Origin of the sequence: Mesotoga sp. Brook.08.YT.4.2.5.2., from assembly GCF_003351125.1 — a bacterium.
Taxonomy (GTDB): Bacteria; Thermotogota; Thermotogae; order Petrotogales; family Kosmotogaceae; genus Mesotoga.
Genome location: NZ_JPGZ01000009.1, coordinates 210440 through 223561 on the forward strand (window position 1 = coordinate 210440; position 13122 = coordinate 223561).

Annotated in this window: 3 protein-coding genes; all 3 read left to right on the top strand. The window is 46.1% G+C overall.

What is annotated here, in order from left to right:
• Window positions 1–19 precede the first annotated feature (19 nt).
• Window positions 20–11701: a type II and III secretion system protein gene (locus Q502_RS03295; protein WP_243392223.1), complete on the top strand. Its 11682-nt coding sequence runs from the start codon at window positions 20–22 to the stop codon at window positions 11699–11701.
• Window positions 11698–12525 carry an AmmeMemoRadiSam system protein B gene (gene amrB, locus Q502_RS03300; RefSeq protein WP_099828946.1) on the top strand — a complete coding sequence of 276 codons (828 nt, stop codon included), beginning with the start codon at window positions 11698–11700 and terminating at the stop codon, window positions 12523–12525. The genes Q502_RS03295 and amrB overlap by 4 nt, the downstream gene beginning before the upstream one ends.
• Before the next feature lie 88 nt (window positions 12526–12613).
• Entirely contained in the window at window positions 12614–13117 is a 504-nt protein-coding gene (locus Q502_RS03305; RefSeq protein ID WP_099828947.1) for a hypothetical protein, read from the top strand.
• Window positions 13118–13122: the final 5 nt, after the last annotated feature.

A 13122-nucleotide genomic window follows, 5' to 3' on the forward strand; every position in this document is an offset into this window, starting at 1 on the left:
TAAATATGGGGTGATTCGTGTGAGAAGAATAGCGGTCTTATTTCTAGTTCTGGGCATCTTCTGTATTGGTTTCTCTAATCAGCTGAATTCAGTCATTCCCACTATGGATGCAGAATCGGTAACAGTGACTCTGATCTTTAAGGACAAAGTCACAGATTACAATATACAATCGAATCCTTCAAGGACCATATATTCTCTGGCAATGAACGGTGTAAGCGGCAGAGATATGAATTTGCCGCTTCGAATGGGTCCGGTTGAAGGTTTGTGGACCAGGCAAGATCCCAAGAGACTGTCGGTGAACGTCGCTTTGTTGATTCCAGCAATCGATGATCCGGAAGTTACGATTATGGAGAATGTTGTCACACTTAGATTCTTTAGATCGAATATTAATGTGAATATCGAGAAATTTACTACATATGGTATGACGGTATCTACTGCGATGACATATCTTTTTTCTGAAGAAATGCTAGATCTGTCGTATATCATCTCTCCAAGTGTTAGAAATGAGCAGGTTGTGGTTGGTTTCTCACTGGCCATGCCCGAAGATATTCTAAGAAATATCCTTACGTCTCTTGGAGATAGGGTCGCTTATTCCTATTTGACTGATGGAACCTTCTATCTGGGTTCGCCTGAAGAAGTTCAAGATCTTGTTAATGCCTTCTGGAAGACGTATATCGGTGTTGATTTCAATATTGAGGGGGAGACCGTTTCAGAACAGATTGAAAGGCTGAGAAAGACTCTTCCAGTAAATAGCTACATAGAGTATCTACCGAACGAGGCTTCTTTGATGGTGTTTGGCGATCTCCAGACCCACATGAGTCTTTCTGCAGCTCTTACGAAAAACACGGTCACCAAAGAATACTCTGTCCCGTGGGAGATAACTAACGTCGATGTTGAACCGCTTACAGCATACTACGAATTGGCAAGGAGTCTTAATTCGCTGCTCTTCTCAGAAAGCCTTACCATAGTAAGTATTCCTGAGTTCAACAAGCTGATATTCTCTGGAAACGATTCTCAAGTTACGGCCCTTTATGAGTATCTCGATCTCTACAGGTTGTATTTGACCTCAGAAGATCTTGATTCGAGCAGGACAAGGGTGACATTGACTCTCCCCGACAATTTCTTCTTGATTGAGGACGTTCTAAAACTTGCCAGGGCTTCAGGGTCGGGGCTTCCTGATGACGGGACCCTCGTGGGAGCGATCTTCGGGATTCTTCAAAGCTATGCAGTTTATGAGGAGCTTTCCGTTGACAGAACCTTTGAGCCTATCGGAAAAGTCACATTCGAGTTGCCAAATTATCTAGTTCCTGTTCTGGAGAGAATCGCAGACTCTTTCTCCGCAATTTCTGAAGACGTTTCATACCTCATGGTGAACTATCACCATACAATAGAAGAGTCGATAGTAGCTCAGGTCGAACGAATTACAGGTTCAATAATCGAGCCCTTAGGCGAGAGAAAGGGTTACATCGTGAAGGGTGCTAAGAGCTCTATAGAGACTGCCGAATACCTGCTGTCGTTATTTACCGGGATTACATTTGATGACTATGATAGCACTTACCTGGAACTGAAGACCAACGATTCATATGAAGAAGTATCCAGTTTTCTTGGTACGTTCTTTGCTGCCCAAGGTCTCGTTGAGAGTGAGTACACAATTCAGCAGATTGCGGACAGACTGGTCTTCATGTATGGTCCTTCAGGAATCATGGGGAGGGCCATCAACGAACTTGAACAACATGAAAGACAGATATACAGGGTGACAAGGGAATCGATTCTCGAGATCTCTCCCGAAATCTACTCTTCCGGTCTGGGGGATCTGCTCGAAACGATTCTCGTAGAAAATGAGACGGCTGATTTCATCGCTTCTGCGGGCCTTCTGGTAATCAGAGCGTATCCGGAAAGGCTTTCTGAGATAGAAGGGATCATTGAAGAGAGAATTCCCAGAATCACTGAGATGGTTGAAAGCAAGATGGCAAGTCAGGAGACTCGCCTCTCCCTCCAGATAAGGGCTATTCCCGGCTGGGATATCGAGAAGTTCAGAGCCTACCTCAGAGACTTTCTTGGACTTAGACTCTTCTCTGATATCACTCTCACAACTTCAGGGAATGGATACATAGTTATTGCAACAGAATCTGTTCTTGAAGCGGTTTCCGCTGAAGCGGAAAAACTGAGAGAATTTGAGAACCCATCGTACAGACTGGAGACATCTATCCCCTCTCTTTCCCAGTTTGAAGTCCTATTGCAAAGACTGGGTATTGCTGCGACCATAGTTCCAGTCGAGAACCAGTTCATGATTATTGGCTCCAGGGAGAACGTTGAGGAAGCATCAAGGCTTGTAAGACAGCTGAGTAGCGGGCTTCCTGTACAGGGGGACGTTTCTGAGGCTAAATTAGAATACAAGTATGAATTCATAAATCTGCCCTATTCCGAGATTCAAGGGATCAGCGAGCTTCTGAATAAACTCAGTTTGTCAGTAGAGTTTGTAAACACACCAACCGGCGTGGCTGTTGTGGCAACTGAGGACCGCCTTGAAGATGCAATGGCAGTTATTAGTTCGATTTTGTCGAGAATTGAGACGATTGAGACCGGTCCAAAAAGCTATAGCTTAATAGATGTTGAGTTGTCCTTGGTCGGTAGCCTGGAAGAGATTCTAACCCTTCTTGGTTACGAAATTGATCTTGTGGAAACACCAGTTGGGATAATCGGAATCGGTGTTGAAACACAACTAGCTAAAGCGAAGAAGATTGTCGATGAGATTCTAAAGAAAGAACCAACTTCACTTCTTCAAGAAGTAGATGCCGATAGTTCGTACCTGATAATCTCTTCTAAACCTGAGATTGCAATAGAATCTCTAAACTCAGTGATAAATGTCTTCGGTTTCGATCTCGTTATCACAGAGATCTACGACAAGATCGTTGTTGTTGGAAACAGCTTCGACCTTCAGTTTTTCAGAGGGTTGTACGGAGAGATTCTCACCTCAGAGAGTGCGGAGGGGGCTTTTGCAAGCAAAGAGATTTTTGGGGTGCCCGGTTGGGACTCTGAACGACTATTGTCGTATCTGGGAGTAGTCCTGGGAGTTGACAAGACTGCCAGCATTTCTCTCGTTCAGACCGCCAAGGGATACATCATCAACTGTCCCGAGTCAATCTTGGAAAGTGTTGAAAGGGAACTCGATAGGCTCAGGAAAATAGAAAGCCCCTTCTATTCTATAGAGCGAAGGATGCCCTCATTAAACGAACTGAATTCTCTTCTAGTGAGACTCGGAGTAATAGTCGATATTCTGAAGGTTGATGATTACTTCGTTATCATCGGTACTGAACCCAATGTTAAACAAACTATAGAGATAGTTGCCAAGCTTCTGGAGATAATCGGTGACGAGCCCGAAGTCGGTGAAACGGTATTTGAACTCTCTCAAATATCGGGCGAGGATTCTGCAGCATTTAGAGGAATATTCTCGAGCATCGGTATAGAAGTGGAGCTTCTCGACTCCCCGTCTGGTGTCTTGATTATCGGTGAACGCAAAGAAGTCGCAAAAGCAATGGAGACTTCAGAATCAATCCTTGAGAAGCGGCCGTCGACTATTGTGACGGAATCGGTGTTCGAGTTTGTTTCCGTTTCTTCTGACGAGATTGGCGATTACTCTTTGGTTTTGGAGAAAATGGGAATCAACGCTGAACTATTATCTTCCCCCTCAGGGGCCCTCTTGATTGGTTCGTCGGAAGAGGTTTCAAGGGCCAAAACTGTAGTGCAAACGATTGTTGATCAGAAGAAGGAGATAGGTCCCTCTGAAGATAGAAGGAACGTATCGACCTTCGTTAAGAAGGTGGCTGGTTGGAGCAACGAAATGCTTTCCAGCTACTTAAGAGACTATCTAGGCGAAGACCTCTATTCTCGAGTCTCGATTGCTCCTTCGGTGAGTGGATACATAATCGTTGGCCCGGCTGAACTTCTAAAGACGATAGAGGAAGAGATCGCCAGACTTGAAGAGATTCAGGACCCGCACTTCATGGTACAGCGAGCTTTACCTCCTCTTGACCAGCTGGAGCTTTTAATAGATGCTCTCGGAATAAAGGTCGGAATCATTCCTGTTGAAGACAAGTACTTAATAGTTGGAAACCGTGACAGTGTTGACAGAACCGGAAAGCTCATCGATCAGCTTATAGATGCGATCTATCCGGAAGGTGAACCCGAGGAGCAGGCGCTAGAGTCAAAAACGTTCATTTTCTTGCCTGTAAGACCTGAAGATATTGCTCCTCTGGAGATAGTAATGGAAAAGCTTGGGGTCGTATCGGAGTTCATCCAGATCTCTACAGGAGTAGTTGCTGTGGGTTCTGGGGAAGAGCTTCTAAAGGCACTTGACATAGTTGAGTCGGTAATGGCTCACTCCGAAAGTGTTTCAGCAGAGCTCAGTTTGAGATTCAGATTTGTAGATGTTAGATCGGATTCGATAGCACAACTTCTCCCAATCATCGAACGGCTGAGTATTGATGTCGAACTGCTCAACACCCCTACAGGTGTTGTCGCCATTGGAGCAGAGTCTGAGCTTGAACGTGCGGAGGAGTTGATCGAGGCGATCAACTCAAGAGAATCGCAAGATGTTCCACTTCAGGATAAGTATGAGAGTTTCCTTCTTCTTCCGTTATCGTCGGGAATTACCGTTCAGTCACTAGAACCTGCCCTTGAACTTCTTAACTACAGAGTATTTGCAGTCGCGGTGGCTGACAAGATTGTCGCGATAGGTGAAGAAGAGGATCTCTTAAAGTTCAGATCTCTATATAAACAGCTTCAGGCTCAGGAAATTGAAAGGGAAGAAAGAGTGTCTCTTGACATCAAGGCCATACCGGGTTGGGATCTTGCGAGGGTAAGCGAATACCTTAGACTATTCCTTGGAGTCGACGACTTTGAGAGAATCTCAATTGTGACATCCTCCAGCGGGTTTGTTGCCCTAACTCCAAGTGTCCTGGCAGAAGTAGTCAAGGCAGAGATCTCGAGACTCAGAGAATTTGAGAATCCAACTTTCGCAGTGTTTGACAGGATACCTCCCGTCGACAATCTTGAAGGGCTTCTGGCTAGATTGGGGGTTATGGTTGATCTCGCAAAAATGGGTAGTTCCACCATTGTAATCGGTTCAGGTGAAGATGTACGACGCACAAGCCAGATAATGGAGCAGCTCTTGAAATCAGTCTCACAAGATGTGACTGTGCCTGAAGCTGTAGAATACAGAGTCGTTGATATTTCCGTGGAAGACATCGGCAGCTTCAATGCGATTCTTGAGAGACTTGCAATTGAAGTATCCTTAATCACATCCCCATCCGGAGTTATCGTAATCGGTTCTCAAGAGGCAGTTGAGAGAACGATCTTGGTAGTAGATGACATACTTAGTAGAAGAACTACAGCGCAGGTTTATGAACCCACGTACGCCTTCACAGGTATACAAAGCAGAGAGATAGATAGTTATCAGGCAATTCTTGATAAGCTTGGCGCTGAAGTAGAGCTTCTTCCTTCTGCCACCGGGGTTTTAATGATCGGTGACAGAGAAAAGGTCGAGACAGCAATCAAGACCGTCAACGCTATTCTCGAAAGAGAAGCCCTAGTTGCTGAAACTGAAGGAGAGAAGGGGCGAGTTTCAAACGTAGCTGCAGTTGTGCCGGGCTGGAACGATGCAAAATATGCCAGCTACTTCATGGACTTCCTTGGCGAGGACGATTTCTCTAGGATCTCAATCACTCCTTCGTCCAGTGGCTATATCGTTGTAGGTCCGCAAGAAGTTATCTCGAGATTGGTTTCAGAAGCCGATCGTCTGGCAGGGATCGAAGATCCGTTCTTTGTTATAGAAACCTCACTTCCTGCAATCGACCAGCTGGACACTCTTCTTGAACGGCTGGGACTTAAGGTGACGATACTACCGGTCGGAGACAAACACCTTGTCGTTGGCATGAAAGAAAGTGTTGAGAGGACAGTCGAATTGATCAAGATGCTGAGAAACGGTCTTGAGGCTCCACTGACCTCGAGAAAATACGACTACATAATAATGCCTGCAAGCGAAGGCACATTCGAGACGATCAGACAAGTACTTTCGGAACTGAAGATAGACGCTACTGCTTTGAGCTTTGGAAGCAACGTGATAATTGTCGGATACGGTGAAGACCTTGAAAATGCAGCGAGCGTCGTGAAATCGATAAATGAACGAACCGTCATACTTGAGACCGACAAGGAACTCAAGTACGCTTTCACTGATATTCCAAACGACAGGATCGGCGAGTTCACTGCCATACTTGGGAGTCTCGGACTAGATGTTGAGCTTCTCTCATCTCCTTCCGGCGTTATTCTGGTTGGAACCGAAGAGGAGTCGACAAAGGCGATAGAAGTTATCCATTCGGTGCTTTCAAGGGCGGAAGAAGATGAGGCGGTCGAATCTAGATTCTTCAACAACCCTGCCGGCTGGGAAGATGGCAAGCTAGTTTCATACTTGAGGGGTTATTTGGGAGAAAAGGAGTGGGCAAAGGTAAGCGTAACACCGGTCCAGTCAGGTTATCTCATTGTGGGCCCCACGGCAATTCTTGACCGAATAAACACCGAAACAACCAGGCTTTCAGGTCTTGAGAGACCTCACTACGAGATAGTTGAGTCCGTTCCTTCAATTCAGAATCTGCAGAGTATGCTGGAGAAGATGGGACTTGCAGTTACAGTTGTTACCGTTGATGGAAGGTCGATGGTGATAGGTCCGGAAAGCGATGTTCGTTCTACCGTAAGAGTCTTCGGCGAACTTGCTGAAGGCATAGTGCTTCCCAAGGGCGATGAACCTGACATCTTTGCGTTTGTGGAAATCCCAACTGAGGAGACCGACAGTTTCAGAGCGATCTTCTCTAGGCTGGGTATTCGTATTGATCTTCTGAATACGCCAACCGGAGTAATAGCGGTCGGCCAAAAGGAAAATGTCAAGAAGGCCGAAGAGACTATTAGCTCGATACTCTCGCGAAGAGAGGTTCAGGTTGTTGACGGCGAACAGAGTTATCTGGTTGTCGAGGTTCGTGACGGATTTGATCTTGCGGCCGCCCAATCAGTCAAATCGGCGTTCAACATAAACGTCTATCCTCTTTCTGTAGCCGGGAGACTTGTAGTGATCGGGGCAGAGAAGGAGATTGAAAGATTCGTACAGATAAGGAACGATATTATCAGCGAACACAAAGTCACAGTTATAGTTCCTCGTGAAGTTACCATCGAAGAACTCGATGGGATAATTAACACACTTGGCCTGGAAATCTCCGTTCTCGAGATTCGGGGCAGCTTCGTCGTTTATGGAAAGGAAGGAGAGATTGAACAGGTAAGGGACATTCTTAACCGCCTAACTTCCGATAAACCGTCCGAGAAGTCTCAAGAAATGCGCATCTTCAATGGGATAGGCCATAGTACTGATTTCCTGAATCAGCTTCTGTCAAGTATGAACTCCTCTCTAATCGTTTTCGGAGAGGGAGACAGAATAGTGGTCGTTGGAAACGAAGAGGATATTGTTGTCTTTGAGAGTCTTCTCAAGGAGATGGGGTCGGCGCCGACGGCGGAGAGCCTTACGGCACAGTTCTTCCCGAAACTCGAAGGCTGGAGTGGCGAGACTCTCTCTGATTTCTTCATGGCGATGAGCTTTGCCGTGAAGGTATTCCACGAGAGTAGTCAAGGCTACCTTCTAATAGGTCCCGAAGATCAGCTTGCGGAAATACCGGCTTTGATGGACGGTCTCGAGTTGAAGACGAAGAAGCTGACCACCCTGTACACTATTCCATCCGGGATGACGTTTGAGGAGTTACGGGAGATACTAGTTTCCGCCGGTTTCAACCTCTCCTATACAAAGCTGGGGCAAAGCATGTCCGTATCGGGTCTCGAAGAGGATGTTAATATGGCTGTTGCTCTACTTGATGAAGTTATTCGAAGCGGGCTAGGAAAAGGAGTCTCTTATAGACTTGCGAAACTTCCTGCCGAACTGACTCTCGAAAAGTTTGAGAGGATTCTGAGCGACATGGCCCTCAGTATTTCAGCTGTTCAAGTTGACGGGGAAGTGATGTTAATTGGCCCTGATAGTGACTTAAGAACGGCCAAAGAGATAGTTGAATACCTAACTCCAGAGGATCCTGCGGTCGATGAGAAGAGAGTGTACTCAATAGTCCCGTTGGGTGATGGGCTTTCGCTAGCCGAAATGGCGGCCCTTGTTGAGAGTCTATCGCTCAATGTCCAGATTCTTCCAGTCGGTAGAGACGTGGTTTCGATTGGTACCCAGAGTAATGTTGACCGCTTCAGAGAATTGGTGAGTTCGGTCTCTGCAACATTGGGAATAGGGAAATTTGAGAGCCCCGAATACGAAATCGTTGAGCTAGTAGAAGAGATTTCTTTGGGGCAGTTCAGAGAGCTTCTTTCCTCTCTCAATATACCTGTAAAGATCGTAGAAGTAGCGGATTACATTGTGTTCATTGGTTCAGGAGAAAACAACGCAAGAGCAGTTGAGCTCTTCTCAAAGTTTGAAAAAGAGGATCAAGAACCCGAAACTGACGAGATCGAATTCGCTACGATCTCATTGCCGGAGGGTTTCGATCTCAGTTCACTGGAGGCTGTGTTAGATAAGCTAAGGTTCAGTGTGGATCTGGATTCAGTAGGCAACGTTCTGCTTCTTATCGGAACCAGAGAATCGATAGAGAACGCTCTGGCACTTGTGGAAAGGCTCGTTCAGGTGTCTACCGGCGATTCGGGAGAGAAGAGTGAATTTGAAATTCTTGATCTTGAAGACGAAGTCTCATCGAACTTGCTTAATCAGCTCTTCAGGTTGATCGGCGTCAAAGTGGAGATTCTCGAAAGCGATACTGCGCTTGTGTTTGTCGGAACTAGAACGGATCTGGAGATGGCCGTCGATGTCTACAACTCACTTGGAAAAACTGTCGAGGCAGACGAAGGTCCGCTGTCTTACACAATTACTATCCTTCCAAGGAATCTGACGCCCGGGCAGCTTGAGATTGCCTTCGAGTCGATTCAGATACCGGTTGGTATTATTGAAGCAGGTGATTATGCGATAATCGTCGGAACCAAGCCCTCCCTTGCGAGAGCTCAAGAGTTGATTTCCTCTCTACGGATAGGGATAGATTCGAGCGGAACTTCTGCCGATGGATCTATCTCTTATAAGACTTTTGTACAGCCGGATGGAACTCAAATCGACCAATTTGAGACGATTGCGGGATTGATGGAACTGAAGCTCAAATTTGAATCGGTCGGAGACAGGGTCTTCATGATAGGTACTGGTGAGGATATTGCTGAATTTGAGGAGATTCTAGGCGGTCTTACAAGCGAGAAAGCAGGGATTGTAAATGAATCAAGGTTCGCAAAGAGACTCTCCGGAATCGATGCAGAAACTCTTAATGCGTATCTTGAGGCAAAAGCGATTTCTCTTTCTGGAGTCTTCGATGTGAGCGGTGGTTATTTGCTAATTGGAACCCGCGAATCAGTCGACGAAGCACAGGCCGTGATAGACTACCTGGTTAACAACCAGCAGGTCCACTTCGCTTATATTGATTTACCTGCCAGTATGACTCCTGAGATTCTTCAAGCTATGGTTAGCGATCTTCTTCTGGAGGTATCCGTAGTTCAAATCACACCATCTAGGTACATGATAGTCGGTAACTTTGATGATGTAACAGCACTGAAAGAGGTACTTATCGAAGCAGTAACGATAGAGGCTAAATTCCTGTCCTATTCCCTTATCACAGTGGGGCAGGCCTTCTTAGAGGATTTAGCGAGCGTCTATTCCGCTCAGGGGAGCCAAAGATCAGGAATGGATAGCCTTGAGGAGGCTCTTGAGAACATTGGTGTATCTGTCTTCATCGGTAGGTTCGATACTCGCCTCCTCTTGGTAGGAGAGAGTGACCACGTTGACTTCGCGAGAGAGCTTATTTCAGAGCTGAATCAGAATGCGGGCAGCGAGGAAGCATCAGAGCAAATTAACATCGAAGACCTTCCTCCTGTTAGCGGCTGGAGCACAGAACAAGTCAGACAGTTTCTGGAAGCCGCGGAAATTCAGCTGAAATCAATCATTGAATACTCAGGAAGACTCATTGGAATTGGGACTCAGGTCGGGCTTGAGAACGCTAGGGCAGCACTGAACATACTCGCTGTTGATTCTAAAAGAGAGTCGGTGAGGATCGAGAAGAACCTCGTCACACAGGCCCAGTTAGCGGAACTGATCTTCAAACTGGGTCTCGAAATCGAATTTGTCGACCTAGATCGGCAGTGGTTGCTTATAGGTGATCCTGAGTCTCTAATGGTAATTACCAGGACAGTCGAGGAGGCAGCTGCCGATAGGGAGATTTCGAGATACATAACCGATCTCACGGTGAATCCTGAGGAACTGGCCTCTCTCTTAAGAGAATCGATCGAGGGTATCACGGTTCAGACATTCACCGAACTTCAGATGCTGCTGATAAAATCGAAGAGTTCAGCTCTCCTTGATATGGCCGAAAGGATGATCAAAGAGGTCCAGGAGTCGAGAAAGGCAGTAGATCCGCTGGAAAGGGGAGTAGTGGTTGAGGGAAAGCTTGTCCAGATAAATGTCGCCAATCAGGATCTGGAAGAGTTGTTGAGACTAGTGGCCGGCAAGCTTCAAATCTCGCTCCTTTTCATTGACGACATAAATGAGAGGATCACCATGTCTGTCAAGGATCTCACATGGGAAGCTCTTACCAAAGTAATAAATGCCACGAAGCCGGTTGAGATAAGCAGAATCGATGATATCTATGCGGTGACAAAGAAGGAACAGAAGGCCGGTGAAGAACCGACCGATGTTGAACTAGTCTATCGTGTTTACCACAATGTTGAAGAAGTAACAAGGCTTATCGAGTTCTATGGAGGTGAAGTTCTCTCAGATCCGGTGAACGGATATATAGTAGTCAGAGGCCTGGCCAAATCAAGAGTTGATAATATCTTTGACGAAATTGGATCCGATCTCTCGCGTCCTAAAAAGCAGGTACGAATCGAAACAAGGCTCGTGGATAAATCGCTTGTTGATGATATTCAGAGGGAGTTCAAGACGGCAATAGGGATTAACACTCCTGAGATTCTCATTGAAAGCGGTTCGATAGATCTCGACTTCAAAATCATCGACTATCTTGATTTTACGAAACTGATTGATGATATCGTAAATACGGCAGTCGTGAAGATCGGGGCAGACCTGAGCAATAGGGACACTGATTCCGACCTTATCTCCAGTCCTTCGATAGTCTCAATGAGTGGTCAGGAAGCGAAGATTCATATCGGGGACACCATTCCCTACCTGGTTCGAACAATCGAGTACGTAGATGGTAATCCCGTAGAAATCGAGACTATCGAGTATCTGAACACAGGAGTCGAATTAAGAATTACTCCAACTGTCAATGATGACGGCAAGATACTTCTCGATCTCTTTATAAAAGTCAGCGAGCCCGAGAAGTATCAGGACGGAACACGAACGCTATATGGTGAGAAGACGAGAGAAGCAAACAGCAGACTGATTATTTCGAACGGCAATACATTGACGATCGGTGGACTTGTTGCAAACAAGGATACTGTAACCGTTAATAAGATGCCTTTCTTGAGCGATTTGCCGTTTATCGGTAAGTTGTTTACTACCGAAAACAGAACGTCTGATAAGAGAGAACTGGTTATCTTTATCACAGCGGAGGTGGTAGAGCCGTGAAAAGGAGCCCCGTTGTCAGCGGCAAGTTCTACGCAGATGACGGTGAGGACCTCAAGAGCCAGATCAAGAATTGCTTCTTTCATCCGATAGGGCCAGGGAGTCTCCCTAAGAATCCTGGAAGATCTGAAAGCTCAGTTGGTTTGGTAGTGCCGCATGCGGGGTACATGGCAAGCGGTCCAGTTGCTGCCTGGAGCTATTGGAAGTCGTATTCTCTAATTACCCCTTCAACGGTGATAATTATCGGTCCCAATCATACCGGCCTTGGGACCAGACTATCTCTATGGAATGAAGATTCTTGGGGCACACCTCTGGGTGAAGTAGAGATAGATAAAGAGCTTGGGAAGTCAATTATGACTATGTCTAGCGGACTTGTGGTATCTGATACGGCCGCCCACCTGTACGAACACTCTATAGAAGTCCAGCTACCGTTCCTGCAGTTTATATACAGTGACTTCAAAATCGTGCCGATAATTATGAGTGATCAAAGACTGGAAGTGGCATTAATGGTTTCCGGGCTGCTAAGGAAGATCCTGAGTGAGAAGAGTAACCTACTGATAATCGCTTCCTCGGATCTGAATCACTACGAGTCTCACGAAACAACTATCGAGAAAGACAGGAGACTAGTGAATCTTGTCAAGGAGAGGAAGTACGCAGAGGCATACGATATATCCAGAAGCGAGCGAATCACTGCCTGTGGTCTAGGACCTATGGTGGCTGTTAGAGAAACCTTTGAATCGATGGATATACTATGCAACACGACGAGCGGCGAAGTCATCGGAGACAGGTACAGAACTGTCGGTTATCTTGCTGCCTTGCTTAAGTGAGTTCCAAAATCAAAGAGCTCCATATTTGTTTGGCCTTCGGTACGTCATAAAAACACATGCTATAATCTCGATAAACTGGAGGTGTCGTGTGAAAGCGATAGTTGTGTTCCTGATGGTAATCGTATTGGGTTCCTTGGGTTTTTCTTCGTTGATTATAGATGGTATTCACTACTCTGGTATAGAGTCGGAAAGTGATATGCTGATCTATGACGGAATAAACGCAGCATATGTCATTAGCCGAATAGGGAAGAACTCATTTGAAATTGGAGGAAACTTCTCCTTCATTTCTCCCTCTTCCTCGGAGCTATTCTATAAGAGCGGCCATTTTAACTCGATCCTAAAAGCCTTTGCTGGCCATGCATACGATCTTACAGAGGAATCGGCCGCCGGGCTAAGAGTTGTCTCTCGGGTTGGCCTTATGACTGCAAACTTTGAAAAATTCGGAATCTTCTTCTCGATTACTCCCGTCGTTTACGTTAGAGTTGGCTTTCTTTCCTTCGGAGTTTTGGCGGGCCTTGAGTTAGAGCAGTTCTTCGGAATGAAAACACTTCCAGTTGTTCATGCAGGCGGTGAGATTACTTACCGTTTCTAGCGGAG